12 protein-coding genes are annotated in these 17335 nt (G+C 61.4%); 8 read left to right on the forward strand and 4 right to left on the reverse strand.

Annotation, left to right across the window (positions count from 1 at the left end):
* Positions 1-222 precede the first annotated feature (222 nt).
* Positions 223-2418, reverse strand: a complete 2196-nt coding sequence (gene priA, locus HWW83_RS22990) for a primosomal protein N' (protein ID WP_033645214.1) — start codon at positions 2416-2418, stop codon at positions 223-225.
* A gap of 200 nt (positions 2419-2618) precedes the next feature.
* Between priA and rpmE the strand changes: the two genes are divergently transcribed.
* Entirely contained in the window at positions 2619-2834 is a 216-nt protein-coding gene (gene rpmE, locus HWW83_RS22995) for a 50S ribosomal protein L31 (protein ID WP_004931078.1), read from the forward strand.
* A gap of 77 nt (positions 2835-2911) precedes the next feature.
* Here rpmE and metJ read toward each other — a convergent pair whose 3' ends face one another.
* The gene (metJ, locus tag HWW83_RS23000) at positions 2912-3229 is read right to left on the reverse strand and encodes a met regulon transcriptional regulator MetJ (RefSeq protein WP_004931076.1); all 318 of its coding nucleotides are present in this window, start codon (positions 3227-3229) and stop codon (positions 2912-2914) included.
* Positions 3230-3533: 304 nt separating this feature from the next.
* On the opposite strand from metJ, the gene metB reads away from it, so the two are divergent.
* The 3 genes from metB (at position 3534) to metF (ending at position 8257) form a co-directional block, all read left to right on the forward strand.
* Positions 3534-4694 carry a cystathionine gamma-synthase gene (gene metB / locus HWW83_RS23005; protein ID WP_033645215.1) on the forward strand — a complete coding sequence of 387 codons (1161 nt, stop codon included), beginning with the start codon at positions 3534-3536 and terminating at the stop codon, positions 4692-4694.
* Positions 4695-4696: 2 nt separating this feature from the next.
* On the forward strand, positions 4697-7132 hold the full coding sequence (locus HWW83_RS23010) for a bifunctional aspartate kinase/homoserine dehydrogenase II (RefSeq protein ID WP_033645216.1): 2436 nt from the start codon (positions 4697-4699) through the stop codon (positions 7130-7132).
* Between the two features lie 228 nt (positions 7133-7360).
* Positions 7361-8257, forward strand: a complete 897-nt coding sequence (gene metF, locus HWW83_RS23015) for a methylenetetrahydrofolate reductase (RefSeq protein ID WP_033645217.1) — start codon at positions 7361-7363, stop codon at positions 8255-8257.
* A gap of 105 nt (positions 8258-8362) precedes the next feature.
* On the opposite strand, the gene ppc is transcribed toward metF, so the two are convergent.
* Together ppc and argE are read right to left on the reverse strand one after the other, a co-directional pair.
* Positions 8363-10999 (reverse strand): phosphoenolpyruvate carboxylase, encoded by a 2637-nt coding sequence (ppc, locus tag HWW83_RS23020; protein WP_004931070.1) that lies wholly within the window; start codon positions 10997-10999, stop codon positions 8363-8365.
* 261 nt (positions 11000-11260) lie between these two features.
* Entirely contained in the window at positions 11261-12406 is a 1146-nt protein-coding gene (argE, locus tag HWW83_RS23025; protein WP_047575442.1) for an acetylornithine deacetylase, read from the reverse strand.
* Positions 12407-12622: 216 nt separating this feature from the next.
* Here argE and argC point away from each other — a divergent pair, with 216 nt between their 5' ends.
* The 4 genes from argC to argH all read left to right on the forward strand — a co-directional run bounded on the left by argC (position 12623) and on the right by argH (position 17110).
* Complete coding sequence (gene argC, locus HWW83_RS23030; RefSeq protein ID WP_047025846.1) at positions 12623-13627, forward strand: N-acetyl-gamma-glutamyl-phosphate reductase; 1005 nt, start codon at positions 12623-12625, stop codon at positions 13625-13627.
* A 20-nt stretch (positions 13628-13647) separates the two neighbouring features.
* Positions 13648-14421, forward strand: a complete 774-nt coding sequence (argB, locus tag HWW83_RS23035) for an acetylglutamate kinase (protein WP_033645219.1) — start codon at positions 13648-13650, stop codon at positions 14419-14421.
* A 25-nt stretch (positions 14422-14446) separates the two neighbouring features.
* On the forward strand, positions 14447-15667 hold the full coding sequence (locus HWW83_RS23040) for an argininosuccinate synthase (RefSeq protein ID WP_004931061.1): 1221 nt from the start codon (positions 14447-14449) through the stop codon (positions 15665-15667).
* 69 nt (positions 15668-15736) lie between these two features.
* Entirely contained in the window at positions 15737-17110 is a 1374-nt protein-coding gene (argH, locus tag HWW83_RS23045) for an argininosuccinate lyase (RefSeq protein WP_004931059.1), read from the forward strand.
* Positions 17111-17335 lie beyond the last annotated feature (225 nt).

A 17335-nucleotide genomic window follows, 5' to 3' on the forward strand; every position in this document is an offset into this window, starting at 1 on the left:
GTGGCGGGATTGTTGTCATTGAGCGCCACTCGCGTTCGAGCACTCCGTCGCGCTGCGATGTGGCGACAAAATTTGCCCTCGCAGACATTCTAAACAGAATACGCCCCGCCTTTGTTACCTAATTTGCATAAAAAATGTGACCTGAGAAGGTTTTTTAGCGTTCACTCGCAATTTAAAGGGTAAACGTTTGCATGACGGCAGCTAAATCGGACTTTTCCGGGATCAGCTGTCGATCGGATCGACATCCAGCGTCCATTTCACCTTGCGCGTTTGCGGCAGGGTGCCGATCAGCGGCAGCGAGCTTTTCATCAGCTGTTGCAGGACGCGCCGTGTCGGATGCTGCAGCAGCAGCTGCCAGCGGAAACGGCCACCGCGTTTGGACTGCAGCGCCGGCACCGGGCCCATCACCCACAGCGAATCGTCCTTAAGCGGACTGGCTTCCAACAGATTGCGCAGCTGCTGCAGGAACAGCGGGGCCTGTTGGTTATCGTGATCTTCGGCGCGCACGATGATGTGGCTGGTGTAGGGCGGTAGAAACACGCTGTTGCGCTCCGCTAGCGTCTGTTTGGCGAAGGCGTCGTAACCTTGTTGCAGCAGCACCTGCAATAACGGGTGCTCCGGGTGGTGGGTTTGCAGCAGCACTTCACCCTGTTTGCCCGCTCGCCCCGCGCGCCCGGAGACCTGGGTATAGAGCTGAGCAAAACGCTCGGCGGAGCGGAAGTCGGCGGAGAACAGCGCGCCGTCCACGTCCAGCAACGCCACCAGCGTGACGTCGGGAAAATGGTGGCCCTTGGCCAGCATTTGCGTGCCGATCAGAATGCGCGCTTCGCCGCGATGAATATCCGCCAGATGCTGCTCCAGCGACCCTTTGCGGCTGGTGGTGTCGCGATCGATGCGGGTGATCGGCGTGTCGGGGAACAGCGGCGCCAGCTCATGTTCCAGCTGTTCGGTGCCGACGCCGACCGATACCAGGTGGGTGGAGCCGCACTGCGGGCATTGGTGCGGCACCGGTCGCTGGCTGTCGCAGTGGTGACAGCGCAGCTGGCGCTGATGCTGGTGGAAGGTGTAATAGTGATCGCAGCGCTGGCACTCGGCGATCCAGCCGCACTCGTGGCACAGCAGCGCCGGGGCGTAACCGCGGCGGTTGAGGAACAGCATCACCTGATTGCCGGCTTTTAAATGGTGCTGCATGCTTTTCAAAAGCGGCTGCGACAGGCCGACCTTCAGCGGCAACCCTTTCAGATCGATCAGATGCTGCGCCGCCGGTTTGGCGTTGCCCGCGCGTTGGGTGAGCTTCAACTGGCGATATTTGCCCAGCTGCACGTTGTGCAGCGTTTCCAGTGCCGGCGTGGCGGAGCCCATCACCATCGGGATATCTTCTTCCCGGGCGCGGAACACCGCCAGATCGCGGGCGTGGTAGCGCCAGCCTTCCTGCTGTTTATAAGAGCTGTCGTGCTCTTCGTCGATGATGATAACGCCCAGTTGCCGGAACGGCGTGAACAGCGCCGAGCGGGTGCCGATGACGATCGCGGCTTCGCCGCTGCGCGCGCGCAGCCAAACCGCCAGCCGTTCGCTGTCGTTCAGCCCGGAGTGCAGCACGTCCACCGGCGCGTTGAAGCGCTCGCGAAAGCGGGCGATGGTTTGCGGCGTCAGGCCGATTTCCGGCACCAGCACCAGCGCCTGCCGGCCTTTGGCCAACACGTTTTCCAGCACGCTGAGATACACCTCGGTCTTGCCGGAGCCGGTGACCCCGGCCAGCAGCCAGGCGGCAAACTGCTCATCTTCGCTTCGGATCGCCCCGACGGCGGTGGCCTGTTCGGTATTCAGCCGCAGCCGCTCGCCGAGCACCGCAAAGTTGGGGCGCCAGTCCTGCGTGGCCGCGACCTGAGCGCGCAGATCGATCAGCCCTTTGGCGCGCAGCGCCTGCAGGGCGCTTTCCGTCAGCTCAAGCTGGCTGACCTGATGGCGATAGACCGGGCGTTGCAACAGCGCCGCCAGCGCCTGCTGCTGTTTCGGCGCGCGTTTCAGGCTTTCGGGCGGCGTGGCGCGCCCCTCTTCGGTGGCGAACCACTGCCACAGCGGCGCGGCCTCGGCCGGTTTGCCTTGGCGCAGCAGGATCGGCAGCGCGTGGAACAGCACTTCGCCGATGGGATAGTGGTAGTAATCGCTGGCCCAGCGCAGGATGCGCCACAGGCTGGGGGAGAACAGCGATTCCGTGTCGATCACGCTGTCGATCGGTTTGAGCTTGTCCAACGGCAGTTCGCTGGTGTCGCTGCAGCCGGTGACGATGCCGATTGCATGCTGCTTGCCCCAGGGCACGCCCACGCGCGCGCCGGCCACCGGCTGCATGCCGGGCGGCAGCAGATAGTCGAAGGTGCGGGCGAGGGGGACCGGCAAAGCAACGTGTACGACGGGCATGATCTCATCCAAATTGAAAAAAAGTGGGCATCAGTTTACACGGCGCATCGGCAAATGTACGGTTCCGATTGCGCGCCCCGACTAATGCTGTATAATTTGCCGCCTTTGGTATAATTCGATACCAAAATTCTATTATCAACCACGTGTGGTGTCTGGCGAAACAGGGCTGGATAGCGACACGGCCTTAACTGAGGTTTCCCATGAAACAAGGTATCCACCCAAAATACGAAGAAGTTACTGCTAACTGCTCTTGCGGTAACGTGATGAAGATCCGCTCCACCGTGGGCCACGATCTGAACCTGGACGTTTGTGGCGCATGCCACCCGTTCTACACTGGCAAGCAGCGTGACGTTGCTACCGGTGGCCGCGTTGACCGCTTCAACAAGCGTTTCAGCGTACCAGGCGCTAAGAAATAAGATTTCTTATCGACCGATGAAAAAGGCGCCCTGGGCGCCTTTTTTCTTTTCTGCCGCCGGCGTTCGCCGGGCGGTTCTCAATATTCCCAGGTATCGGGATCGACACCCAGTTCGCGCATCAACGCTTTTGCGGCTTCCGGGATTTCATCGCTGCGCTCTTTGCGCAGGTCTTCATCGTTCGGCAGCGGCTGGCCGGTAAAGGCATGCAGAAACGCTTCGCACAGAAGTTCGCTGTTGGTGGCGTGGCGCAGGTTGTTCACCTGGCGACGGGTCCGTTCGTCGGTGAGGATTTTCAGGACCTTCAGCGGAATGGATACCGTGATCTTTTTGACTTGCTCGCTTTTTTTACCGTGTTCAGCGTAAGGGCTGACATACTCGCCGTTCCACTCAGCCATGGGACACCTTAACTTTGTCAGAAAAATTACAAAATTCTAAAAACCGGCCAATTATGCCCGATCTTCACTGTTCTCACTAAATAAATGTCAATTTTACGCGACCAGGGTCACTGAATGCCCCGCTTCGGCCAGGCATTGCCGCTTAACATCTTATCGTCATGTCATATCGGCATAATTTTAGCGGGTATTGTGTCATTGCTCAATCTATACGCAAAGAAGTTTAGATGTCCAGATGTATTGACGTCTATCAATCCTGCGATTACTCTTTAGGCCTCATTCACCGAACCGAGAGCCGAGCGAGCCCATGACGCGTAAACCAGCCACGATTGCCGTACGCAGCGGCCTGAACGACGACGAACAGTACGGCTGCGTTGTCCCGCCGATTCATCTGTCCAGCACCTATAACTTTACCGACTTCAATCAACCCCGAGCTCATGACTACTCGCGCCGCGGCAACCCGACGCGCGACGTGGTGCAGCGCGCGTTGGCGGAGCTGGAAGGCGGCGCCGGCGCGGTGATGACCGGCAGCGGGATGTCGGCGATCCATCTGGTGACCACCGTACTGCTGAAGCCCGGCGATCTGCTGGTGGCGCCGCACGACTGTTACGGCGGCAGCTATCGGTTATTCGACAGCCTGAGCAAGCGCGGCGCTTATCGCGTGCTGTTCGTCGATCAAGGCAATGAGGCCGCCCTGCAACAGGCGCTGGCGCAAAAGCCGAAGCTGGTGTTGATAGAAAGCCCCAGCAATCCGCTGCTGCGGGTGGTGGACATCGCGGCGATCTGCGCTGCCGCGCACGCGGCGGGCGCGTTGACGGTGGTGGACAACACGTTCCTCAGCCCGGCCCTGCAACAGCCGATCGAACTCGGTGCCGATCTGGTGGTCCATTCTTGCACCAAATACCTGAACGGGCATTCGGACGTGGTGGCCGGCGCGGTGATCGCCAAAGATCCTGAGCTGGCGGTCGAGCTGGCCTGGTGGGCGAACAACATCGGCGTGACCGGCGGCGCGTTCGACAGCTATCTGTTGCTGCGCGGCATGCGCACGTTGTCGCCACGCATCAAGGCGGCGCAACAAAACGCTGAAGCGATTGTTGACTATTTACAGCAGCAACCGCTGGTGAAAAAGCTGTATCATCCTTCCCTGCCGGAGAATCCGGGGCATGAGATCGCCCGTCGTCAGCAGCGCGGTTTCGGCGCGATGCTGAGTTTTGAACTGGACGGCGATGAAGCGGTGCTGCGCCGTTTTCTCTCTGCCCTTGAGCTGTTTACTCTGGCAGAATCGTTGGGCGGCGTAGAAAGCCTGATCTCGCATGCAGCGACCATGACTCACGCCGGCATGGCGGCGGAGGCGCGGGCAGCGGCCGGCATCTCCGAGAGCCTGCTGCGCATTTCCGTGGGTATTGAAGACAGTGAAGATTTGATTGCCGATCTGGAACGCGCTTTCCAGGCGGCGGCAACGAGGTAAGCATGAATGCAATTGCTGTAGCAGGGCCGGTGAGCGGGCGTCAACTGCACAAGTTTGGCGGCAGCAGTCTGGCGGATGTGAAGTGTTATCTGCGTGTGGCCGGGATTATGGCGGAATACAGCCAGCCGGGCGACATGATGGTGGTATCGGCCGCCGGCAGTACCACCAACCAGTTGATCAACTGGCTGAAGCTCAGCCAGAGCGATCGCCTGTCTGCGCACCAGGTGCAGCAGACGTTGCGTCGTTATCACAGCGATCTTATCAGCGGCCTGTTGCCGCCGGAAAGCGCCGAGCCGCTGATCGCCGAGTTCATTCAGGATCTGGAACGCCTGGCGGCGCTGCTGGACGGCAATGTCGACGAGGTGTGCTACGCCGAAGTGGTCGGGCACGGCGAGATTTGGTCGGCGCGCCTGATGGCGGCGGTGCTCAACCACCTGGACATGCAGGCGGCCTGGCTGGATGCGCGTGACTTCCTGCGCGCCGAGCGCGCCGCGCAGCCGCAGGTGGATGAAGGCCGTTCTTACCCGCTGTTGCAACAATTGATGGCCCAACACCCGGGTAAACGCCTGGTGGTGACCGGGTTCATTTCGCGCAACGACGCCGGGGAAACCGTGCTGTTGGGGCGTAACGGCAGTGACTACTCCGCTACTCAGGTCGGCGCGCTGGCCGGCGCTGCGCGCGTCACCATCTGGAGCGACGTGGCCGGGGTTTACAGCGCCGATCCGCGCAAGGTGAAAGACGCCTGCCTGCTGCCGCTGCTGCGTCTGGACGAAGCCAGCGAGCTGGCGCGTCTGGCTGCGCCGGTGTTGCACACCCGTACCCTGCAGCCGGTCTCCGGTAGCGATATCGATCTTCAGCTGCGCTGCAGCTATCAGCCGGAGCAGGGCTCGACGCGCATTGAGCGCGTATTGGCTTCCGGCACCGGCGCCAAGATTGTCACCAGCCACGACGATGTGTGCCTGATTGAACTGCACGTTGCCGCTCAGCATGACTTCAAACTGGCGCAGAAAGAGTTGGATCTGGTGCTCAAGCGCGCGCAGATCAAACCGCTGGCGGTGGGCATCCACCCAGACCGCAACCTGGTGCAGCTGTGCTACACCTCCGAGGTGGTCAACAGCGCGCTGGCGACGCTGCAGGCCGCGGTGCTGCCAGGCGAGCTGCGCCTGCGCGAAGGGTTGGCGCTGGTGGCGATGGTCGGCGCCGGGGTGTGCAAGAACCCGCTGCACAGCCACCGTTTCTATCAGCAGCTGAAAGATCAGCCGGTCGAGTTTATCTGGCAGGCGGAAGATGGCATCAGCCTGGTGGCGGTATTGCGCCAGGGGCCGACCGCGCTGCTGATCCAGGGGCTGCACCAAAGCCTGTTCCGCGCCGAGAAGCGCATCGGTCTGGTGCTGTTCGGCAAGGGCAATATCGGGTCGCGCTGGCTGGAGCTGTTCGCCCGTGAGCAGACCAATATCTCCGCGCGCAGCGGCTTCGAATTTATCCTGGCGGGGGTGGTGGACAGCCGCCGCAGCCTGCTGAACTATGACGGGCTGGACGCCAGCCGCGCGCTGGCATTCTTTGAGGACGAAGCGCAGGAGCTGGATGAAGAATCGCTGTTCCTGTGGATGCGCGCGCACCCGTTCGACGATCTGGTGGTGCTCGACGTGACCGCCAGCGAAGAGCTGGCCGGGCAGTATCTGGATTTCGCCAGCTACGGTTTCCACGTGATCAGCGCCAACAAGTTGGCGGGGGCCTCGTGCAGCGACAGCTATCGCCAAATACGCGACGCCTTCGCCAAAACCGGCCGCCACTGGCTGTATAACGCCACCGTCGGCGCCGGCCTGCCGGTCAACCACACGGTGCGCGATCTGCGCGACAGCGGCGACAGCATTCTGGCGATCAGCGGCATCTTCTCCGGCACGCTCTCCTGGCTGTTCCTGCAGTATGACGGCACGGTGCCGTTCACCGAGCTGGTGGATCAGGCCTGGCAGCAGGGGCTGACCGAACCGGATCCGCGGGTCGATCTCTCCGGCCAGGACGTGATGCGCAAGCTGGTGATCCTGGCGCGCGAGGCGGGCTACGACATCGAACCGAACCAGGTGCGGGTCGAGTCGCTGGTGCCGGCGGGGTGCGAGCTGGGCTCCGTCGATCAGTTCTTCGAGAACGGTGAGGCGCTGAATCAGCAGATGCAACAGCGCTTTGAGGCCGCCAGCGAAATGGGCCTGGTGCTGCGCCATGTGGCGCGTTTCGACGCCAACGGCAAGGCGCGGGTCGGCGTAGAGGCGGTGCGCCCTGAGCATCCTCTGGCCTCGCTGCTGCCGTGCGACAACGTGTTCGCCATCGAAAGCCGCTGGTATCGCGATAATCCGCTGGTGATCCGCGGGCCGGGCGCCGGCCGCGATGTGACCGCCGGCGCGATCCAGTCAGACCTTAACCGATTGGCGCAGCTGCTTTAATCCTCTGCGGGCGCGGGCTCACCGCGCCCCTTGGCTTTTCCTGCCATACTTATCTTTGTCGCGATCATGAAATTCCCTCGTTGAGCGGGTGAGGATTAATCATCTTATTCCCCTCATTTTCCTGTTGACTCTTTAGCCAACATGCGGCATTTTCTATCTAGACGTCTAAACGTATAGACGCTCATCAAGATGAAATAAAAACAGTGATCGATAAGAGGTGAGCAGGGTATGAGTTTTTTCCACGCAAACCAGCGGGAAGCGCTGAATCAGAGTCTGGCGGAGTTGAACGGCCAGATTAACGTATCATTCGAGTTCTTCCCGCCACGCACCAGCGAGATGGAAGAGACCCTGTGGCAGTCGATCGATCGTCTGAGCATCCTCAAACCTAAATTCGTTTCCGTCACCTACGGCGCCAACTCCGGCGAGCGCGATCGCACCCACAGCATCATCAAAGGGATCAAGGAACGCACCGGCCTGGAGGCGGCGCCGCACCTGACCTGCATCGACGCCAGCCCGGCGCAGCTGCGCGACATCGCGACCGATTACTGGAACAGCGGCATCCGCCATATCGTGGCGCTGCGCGGCGATCTGCCGCCGGGCGGCGGCAAGCCGGAAATGTACGCGACCGATCTGGTGGCGCTGCTGAAAGACGTGGGTGACTTCGACATTTCCGTCGCCGCCTATCCGGAAGTGCACCCGGAGGCGAAGAGCGCCCAGGCCGATTTGATTAACCTGAAACGCAAGATCGATGCTGGCGCCAGTCGCGCGATTACCCAGTTCTTCTTCGACGTTGAGAGCTACCTGCGCTTTCGCGACCGCTGCGTCGCCGCCGGTATCGACGTGGAAATCGTGCCGGGCATTCTGCCGGTGTCCAACTTCAAGCAGCTGCAGCGCTTCGCCACCATGACCAACGTGCGGGTGCCAAGCTGGATGACCAGCATGTTCGAAGGGCTGGACGACGATGCGGAGACCCGCAAAATGGTCGGCGCCAACATCGCCATGGACATGGTGAAGATCCTGAGCCGCGAAGGGGTGAAAGATTTCCACTTCTATACGCTGAACCGCGCCGAGATGAGCTACGCCATCTGCCACACGCTGGGCGTGCGCCCGGTGGCCGCCGCCTGACGGGCTTGCTCCATTGAAAAGGGCGCCGCTTTACCGCGGCGCCCTTTTTTTGTGGGGGAGACATAAAAAAAACGGCCCCGGTAAACGGGGCCGCGATGAGGCTCACTAGCCGGTGTTGCGCATCCCGGCGGCGACGCCGGCGATGGTAACCATCAGCGCCTGCTCCACGCGGGCGTCCGGCTGCTCCTGCTGGCGCGAACGGTGCAGCAATTCGGCCTGCAAGACGTTCAACGGGTCGGTATAGACGTTGCGCAGCGCGATGGATTCGGCGATCCACGGCAGGTCTTCCATCAGGTGCGCATCGTTGGCGATGGTCAGCACCACCTTGATGTCGCTTTCCAACTGATCGCGCAGCTGTTGGCCCAGCGGCCACAGCGATTTATCCACCAGGCGCTGATCGTAGTATTCCGCCAGCCACAGGTCGGCTTTGGCGAACACCATTTCCAGCATGGCGATGCGGGTGGAGAAGAACGGCCAGTCGCGACACATCGCCTCCAGCTCCGCCTGTTTGCCGGCTTTCACCGCTTCCTGCAATCCGGCGCCGGCGCCGAGCCAGGCCGGCAGCATCAGGCGGTTCTGCGTCCAGGCGAAGATCCACGGAATGGCGCGCAGGCTCTCTACGCCGCCGTTCGGCTTGCGCTTGGCCGGGCGTGAGCCCAGCGGCAGTTTGCCCAGCTCCAGCTCCGGCGTGGCCGCGCGGAAGTAAGGCACGAAGTCCGGGTTTTCACGCACGTAGCCGCGATACATTCGGCAGGAGGTCTCGGACAGGTCGTCCATCAGCGCCCGCCATTCTTTCTTCGGTTCCGGCGGCGGCAGCAGGTTGGCCTCGAGGATCGCGCCGGCATACAGCGCCAGGCTGCTGATGGTGACTTCCGGCAGGCCGAACTTGAAGCGGATCATCTCGCCCTGTTCGGTGACGCGCAGGCCGCCCTTCAGGCTGCCCGGCGGCTGCGACAGCAGCGCCGCATGCGCCGGAGCGCCGCCGCGGCCGATGGAACCGCCGCGGCCGTGGAACAGCGTCAGCGCCACGCCGGCCTTTTCACAGGTTTTGATCAGCGCGTCCTGCGCGCGGTACTGCGCCCAGGAAGCGGCCATCACGCCGGCGTCTTTCGCCGAGTCGGAATAGCCGATCATCACCATCTGTTTGCCCTGGATGAAGCCGCGATACCAGTCGATGTTCAGCAACTGGGTCATTACGTCGTCGGCGTTGTTCAGGTCGTCGAGGGTTTCGAACAGCGGGGCGACCGGCAGCGCGAACGGGCAGCCGGCCTCTTTCAGCAGCAGGTGCACCGCCAGCACGTCGGAAGGCGTGCGCGCCATAGAAATCACATAGGCGGCGATCGAGCCCTGCGGCGCTTCGGCAATCACCCGGCAGGTTTCCAGCACTTCCTGCGTGTCGGCGCTCGGTTGCCATTTCAGCGGCACCAGCGGGCGTTTGGAGTTCAGTTCGCGGATCAGGAACGCCTGTTTATCGGCTTCCGACCAGCTTTCATAGTCGCCCAGCCCCAGATAGCGGGTCAGCTCGGCGATGGCTTCGGTATGGCGGGTGCTCTCCTGACGCACGTCGATGCGCACCAGCGGCACGCCGAAGCAGCGCACGCGGCGCAGGGTATCCAGCAGTTGACCATTGGCGATGATGCCCATGCCGCAGGCCTGCAGCGACTGGTAGCAGGCATACAGCGGCTCCCACAGCTGCTCGTTGTTCACCAGCAGGTCGTGCGGTTTCAGCACGCGTTCGCCCTTCAGGCGACCTTCCAGATAAGCCTGGGAACTCATCAGCTGGCTGCGCAGCTGCTTCATGATTTCGCGGTAAGGCTCCTGTACCTCATCGCCGCCGGCGCGGGCGCGCAGCTCAGGGGTGCACTCGGTCATCGACAGCTCGGAGACCAGCACCTGGATGTCGCGGGTAAACAGGTCGCAGGCTTTCCAGCGGCTGAGCAGCAGCACATGGCGGGTAATTTCGGCGGTGACGTTCGGGTTGCCGTCGCGGTCGCCGCCCATCCAGGAGGTGAAGCGCACCGGCACCGCTTCTACCGGCAGGCTGTAATCGATGGAGTTTTCCAGCTGTTCGTTGAATTCGCGCAGGAACGCCGGCACGCCTTCCCACAGGCTGTTTTCCACGACGGCAAAACCCCATTTGGCTTCGTCGATCGGGGAAGGGCGGTGTTTGCGAATTTCATCGGTGTGCCACGACTGGGCTACCAGCTGGCGCAGGCGGCGCATGATCTTGTTGCGCTCGTAGTCGGCCAGATCGTTGTGATCGAGCTGGCTGAGGCAGGTGTTGACCTCCACCAGCTTGTGGATCAGGGTGCGGCGGGTGATCTCCGTCGGGTGCGCCGTCAGCACCAGCTCGATGGAGAGTTGCGACACCGCGTGCTGCAGCTCTTTGTCGCTGAGCTTTTTGTCTTTGAGGCGGCTGAACAGTTGGGCCAGCGCTTCCGGGTTGCTGGCGGCCTCGCCGTTGGGCGAAATGCTGTGATACTGCTCGGCGACGTTGGTCAGGTTGAGGAACTGGCTGAAGGCGCGCGCCACCGGCAGCAGCTCGTCGTTGGACAAGTTCTGCAGGGTAGAAAGCAGCTCCTGGCGATGCGCTTCGTTGCCGGCGCGTGAGGATTTGGAAAGCTTACGGATGGTCTCAACGCGATCGAGAATATGCTCGCCCAGCGCTTCTTTGATGGTATCGCCGAGCAATTTGCCGAGCATACTGACATTACTGCGCATTGCCGAATATTGTTCGTTCATATAACCCCTGACCCAGTTCTGTATGTATGATTTTTATCTTGTAAATAAATTTCACGCGTCAGGCGCAGACCGCCTGCCTGATCCCATCGCGTTCCTGTCCAATCGTCAATTGACACTATTTTTAGCAAAAAAACATCAAAATCGGCGCATTTTCTGAAATTTAATTACGCCGCGTGGGTTATCAGCGTGGCTTATTTCGCTGCTTTCTACTTATTTTGAGTTAGGGGAAGCATAAAGCATTTCCCCTGTTAAATGTCGGGTTTATTGCCGGCAAAAGTGATTGACCAGCTGGCCCAACAGTTTGCGCGTCGGTTCGATAAACGCGGTGTCGATGTATTCGTCCGGCTGGTGGGCCTGATCGATGGAACCGGGGCCGAGCACCAAGGTCGGGCAGACCTGTTGCACGAACGGCGCTTCGGTGCAGTAGTTGACCACCTGCGTGCGGGTGCCCAGCAGCTCCTCGATCACCGCCACCATGCGGTGGTCGGTCGGGCACTCGTAGCCCGGCACCGACGCGTGCAGCTCTTCGATGGTCAGGCGGCCCGGCCAGCGTTGGCTTACCGGCTCCAGCGCCTGATGCATCAGTTCGTTGATGTTGTCGAGCGTCATGCCGGGCAGCGGGCGGATATCCAGGTGCAGTTCGCAACAGGCGCAGATGCGGTTGGCCGCGTCGCCGCCGCTGATATGGCCGAAGTTCATGGTGGGATAAGGCACGGCGAACGCCGGGTTGTTGTAGCGCTCCTGCAGGGTCTTGCGCAGCTCCATCAGGCGGCCGATGGACTCGTGCATCAGATCGATGGCGTTGACGCCGCGCGCCGGATCGCTGGAGTGGCCGGACTGGCCGACGATGCGAATGGCGTTGGCCATGTGGCCCTTGTGCGCGCGCACCGGCTGCAGCGAGGTCGGCTCGCCGATGATGGCGAAATCCGGACGAATGGCGGTAGAGGCGGCGAAGTAACGCGCGCCGGCCATCGTCGTTTCTTCATCTGCGGTGGCTAAAATGTACAACGGCTTGGTCAGCTTGCTCGCGTCGATATCGCGCATCGCATCCAGAATAAAGGCGAAGAAGCCTTTCATGTCGGCGGTGCCCAGCCCGTAGAGCTTGTTGTCGTGCTCGGTCAGGGTGAAGGGATCGCGCGTCCAGCGGCCTTCGTCGTAAGGCACCGTATCGGTGTGGCCGGCCAGCAGCAGGCCGCCGCTGCCTTCGCCGATGCTGGCCAGCAGGTTGAATTTGTGGCGCGACTCCGGCACCGGCTGTACGTCGACGCGAAAGCCCAGGTCGGCAAACCATCCGGCCAGCAAGTTGATTAACGCCTCATTGCTCTGATCGAGGCCGGCATCGGTGGCGCTGATTGACGGAGTGGCGATCAACGCCCGGTACAGCTCAATAAATGGAGGTAATTTCATCTTCACTGTTGACAGCCTTAGGTTAGGATAGTATCAATATTCATGCATTTATTTTGAATAAAAATACAGTAAGCCGAAGCGTAAGGGAACCCGATGCCCGGATGTTTATAAAAGCATCAACGCCTGGCTCCGTGGGTGAACGGCGCAACAACGCTGGCTAGCCCTGTTACCTGGGTCGCAAGCGACCGCACGTCAGTTTAGAAGGTGAAAGGCCACATGTTGAATACGCTGATCGTTGGTGCCAGCGGTTACGCCGGAGCGGAGCTCACGGCTTACCTGAATCGCCACCCACACATGAACATAACCGCTTTAGCGGTTTCAGCGCAAAGTGCAGATGCAGGAAAGTTGCTTTCCGATCTCCATCCCCAGTTGAAAGGCATCGTCGATCTGCCGCTGCAGCCGTTGACTGACGTCGCCAAGGCGGCGCAGGGCATTGACGTGGTGTTCCTCGCCACCGCCCATGAAGTCAGCCACGATATCGCACCGGCTTTCCTGGCGGCGGGCTGCGTGGTGTTCGATCTGTCCGGCGCCTTTCGCGTGCAGGACGCCGGTTTTTATAGCCAGTACTACGGTTTCGAGCATCAGCATGGCGCTCTGCTGGAGCAGGCGGTGTACGGCCTGGCGGAGTGGCAGAGCGACAAGATTAAACAGGCGCAGCTGATCGCGGTGCCGGGCTGTTACCCGACGGCGGCGCAGCTGGCGCTGAAACCGTTGATCGAAAAACAGCTGCTGAATCTGGATCAGTGGCCGGTGATCAACGCCACCAGCGGCGTTAGCGGCGCCGGGCGCAAGGCCAGCATGACCACCAGCTTCTGCGAAGTGAGCCTGCAGCCGTACGGTATTTTCACTCATCGGCACCAGCCGGAGATCGCCGCACACCTGGGCGTGCCGGTCATCTTTACGCCGCACCTGGGCAATTTCCCGCGCGGCATCCTTGAAACCATCACCTGCCGTCTGAAAGCCGGCGTGACCGCGCAGGACGTCGCGGCCGCCTATCATGCCGCCTATGACGACAAGCCGCTGGTGCGGCTGTACGACCAGGGCGTGCCGGCGCTGAAATCGGTGGTGGGGCTGCCGTTCTGCGACATCGGTTTTGCGGTGCAGGGCGAGCATCTGATCGCCGTGGCGGTGGAAGACAATCTGCTGAAAGGCGCGGCGGCGCAGGCGGTGCAATGCCTGAATATCCGTTTCGGCTTCCCGGAAACCCAATCACTCCTTTAAACCAGCGTGAGTAAACAGCAATGAACCCGTTAATTATCAAGTTAGGTGGCGTGTTATTAGACAGTGAAGAAGCGCTGGAGCGTCTGTTTACCGCGTTGGACAGCTATCGGCAGCAGCACCAGCGCCCGCTGGTGATCGTGCACGGCGGCGGCTGCGTGGTGGACGAGCTGATGAAGCAGCTCGCTTTGCCGGTGGTGAAAAAGAACGGCCTGCGGGTCACGCCGGCCGATCAGATCGACATCATCACCGGGGCGCTGGCCGGCACCGCCAACAAAACGCTGCTGGCGTGGGCGATTAAACACCAAATCAACGCCGTCGGCCTGAGCCTGGCGGACGGCGGCAGCGCGGTCGTGACCCCGCTCGATCCGGCATTGGGCCACGTCGGCAACGCGCAGCCCGGTTCGCCCGCGCTGCTCAATACCCTGCTGGGCGCCGGCTACCTGCCGGTTGTCAGCTCCATCGGCATCACCGCCGAAGGGCAGTTAATGAATGTGAACGCCGATCAGGCGGCGACGGCGCTGGCGGCGACGCTGGGGGCGGACCTTATCCTGCTGTCGGACGTCAGCGGCATCCTCGACGGCAAGGGCCAACGCATTGCGGAAATGACGGCGCAAAAAGCGGAACAACTGATCGCGCAAGGCATCATCACCGATGGTATGGTGGTGAAGGTGAATGCGGCGCTCGACGCTGCCCGCACCCTCGGCCGCCCGGTGGATATCGCCAGCTGGCGCCATGCCGATCAGCTTCCTGCTTTGTTTAACGGCGTGTCGATTGGCACCCGGATCCTCGCTTAATTTTAGAATTAGAAAGGAATAGACCATGCAAAACCAAGGCATCAAAAAAATCGTTCTGGCGTACTCCGGCGGCCTGGATACCTCGGCCATCATTCCATGGCTGAAAGAGAACTACGGCGGCTGTGAAGTGGTGGCGTTCGTGGCGGACATCGGCCAGGAGCGCAGCGATCTGGAAGGCGTGGAGCAAAAAGCCCTGCAGTCCGGTGCCTCTGAATGTCACGTGGTCGATCTGCGTGAAGAATTTATCCGCGATTACGTTTATCCAGTGCTGCAGACCGGCGCCCTGTACGAGGGCAGCTACCTGCTGGGCACCTCGATGGCGCGGCCGATCATCGCCAAGGCGCAGGTCGAGCTGGCGTTGAAAGTGGGCGCAGACGCGCTGTGCCACGGCGCGACCGGCAAAGGCAACGATCAGGTGCGTTTCGAAACCACCTACACCGCGCTGGCGCCGCAGCTGAAAGTGGTAGCGCCGTGGCGCGAGTGGAACCTGCGTTCCCGTGAAGCGCTGCTGGATTACCTGAAAGAGCGCAATATCCCGACCACCGCATCGCTGGAGAAAATCTACAGCCGCGATGAGAACGCCTGGCACATCTCCACCGAAGGCGGCGTGCTGGAAAGCCCGTGGAACGCGCCAAACAAGGATTGCTGGGTATGGACCGTCGATCCGCAGGAAGCGCCGGACCAGCCTGAGCAGGTGACCGTTACCGTCGAGAAAGGCCGCGTCGTGGCGGTTAACGGTAAAGCGCTGTCGCCGTACCAGTGCCTGGAAACCCTGAACGCGCTGGGCGCCAAGCACGGTGTCGGCCGTATCGACATCGTGGAAAACCGTCTGGTGGGCATCAAATCCCGCGGCTGCTATGAGACCCCGGGGGGCACCATCATGGTGGCGGCGCTGCGCGCCATCGAGCAGCTGGTGCTGGATCGCGACAGCTTCAAATGGCGCGAGCAGCTGGGCCTGGAGATGTCCTATGTGGTGTACGACGGCCGTTGGTTCGCGCCGCTGCGCCGCTCGCTGCAGGCCTCTGCCGAAGCATTGGCTGAAGAGGTGAACGGTGAAGTGGTACTGCAGCTGTACAAAGGCCAGGTGACGGCGACCCAGAAAAAATCCGCCAACAGCCTGTACTCCGAAGAGTTCGCCACCTTCGGCGAAGACGAAGTTTACGATCACAGCCACGCGGGCGGCTTTATCCGCCTGTTCTCTCTGTCTTCACGCATCCGCGCGTTGAACGAGAAAAAGAATAAATAACCGATTGGCGTGACTCTGCAAGGGCGCAGCATGCTGCGCCCTTTCGCATAAAAATTCAGGAGTAAAGGTATGGCACTTTGGGGCGGACGGTTCACTCAGGCGGCGGATCAGCGGTTCAAGCAACTCAACGATTCGCTGCGGTTCGATTATCGCCTGGCGGAGCAAGATATCGTGGGCTCGGTGGCCTGGTCGAAGGCGCTGGTGACCGTTAACGTGTTGACGGCAACGGAGCAACAGCAGCTGGAGCAGGCGCTGAATGCCTTGCTGACGGAAGTCCAGGCCGATCCTTTGGCGATCGTCCAAAGCGATGCCGAAGACATCCACAGCTGGGTGGAGCAGAAGCTGATCGAGAAGGTCGGCGATTTGGGCAAGAAGCTGCACACCGGCCGCAGCCGCAACGATCAGGTCGCGACCGATCTGAAGCTGTGGTGCAAACAGCAGATCGGCGATCTGCATCAGGCGATCGTCCAGCTGCAGCAGGCGCTGGTGGAGACCGCCGAAGCCAACCAGGATGCGGTGATGCCGGGGTATACCCACCTGCAACGCGCGCAGCCGGTGACTTTCGCGCACTGGTGCCTGGCCTATGTCGAGATGCTGGCGCGCGATGAAAGCCGCCTGCAGGATACCCTGAAACGGCTGGACGTCAGCCCGCTGGGCAGCGGCGCGCTGGCCGGCACCGCGTATCCTATCGATCGCGAGCAGCTGGCCGGCTGGCTGGGTTTTGCCTCGGCGACCCGCAACAGCCTGGACAGCGTATCCGATCGCGATCACGTGCTGGAGCTGCTGTCCAACGCCGCCATCAGCATGGTGCACCTGTCGCGCTTCGCCGAAGATCTGATCTTCTTCAACAGCGGTGAGGCGGCGTTTGTCGAGCTGTCTGACCGCGTGACCTCCGGCTCTTCGCTGATGCCGCAGAAGAAAAACCCGGACGCGCTGGAGCTGATCCGCGGCAAGTGCGGCCGCGTACAGGGCGCGCTGACCGGCATGATGATGACGCTGAAAGGCCTGCCGTTGGCGTACAACAAAGACATGCAGGAAGACAAAGAAGGGCTGTTCGACGCGCTCGACACCTGGATGGACTGCCTGCAGATGGCGGCGCTGGTGCTGGACGGCATTCAGGTTAAGCGCCCGCGCTGCCGGGAAGCGGCGGAGCAGGGTTATGCGAATGCCACCGAGCTGGCGGACTACCTGGTCGCCAAAGGCGTGCCGTTCCGCGAAGCGCACCATATCGTCGGTGAGGCGGTGGTAGAAGCCATTCGCCAGGGCAAACCGCTGGAAGCGCTGCCGCTGGCGGATTTGCAGCAGTTCAGCGCGACGATCGGCGACGACGTCTATCCGATCCTGGCGTTGCAATCCTGCCTGGACAAACGTGCGGCCAAAGGCGGCGTCGCGCCGCAGCAGGTGGCCGCGGCAATCGCCGCAGCGAAACAGCGTTTGGCTTGACGACGAGGGCGGCCTGGCGCCGCCCTTGAACGTTTACCCCGCCAGGCGTGCGCAGAGATAACGGTTCAGGCTCGCGCCTTCTTCCATCGCGCCGATCGCCAGCCGGCGATGCTGTTCTGCCGCTGTTGCAAATCAGCGATGTCATCCCTGATCTCGTTCAGTTGCCTTTGTTTTAGTATCGTTATTGATATCACTTCAATATCGAAGCATAAAAAATGAGCGCAG

This window comes from Serratia ureilytica (assembly GCF_013375155.1).
In the GTDB taxonomy this organism is placed as follows: domain Bacteria; phylum Pseudomonadota; class Gammaproteobacteria; order Enterobacterales; family Enterobacteriaceae; genus Serratia; species Serratia ureilytica.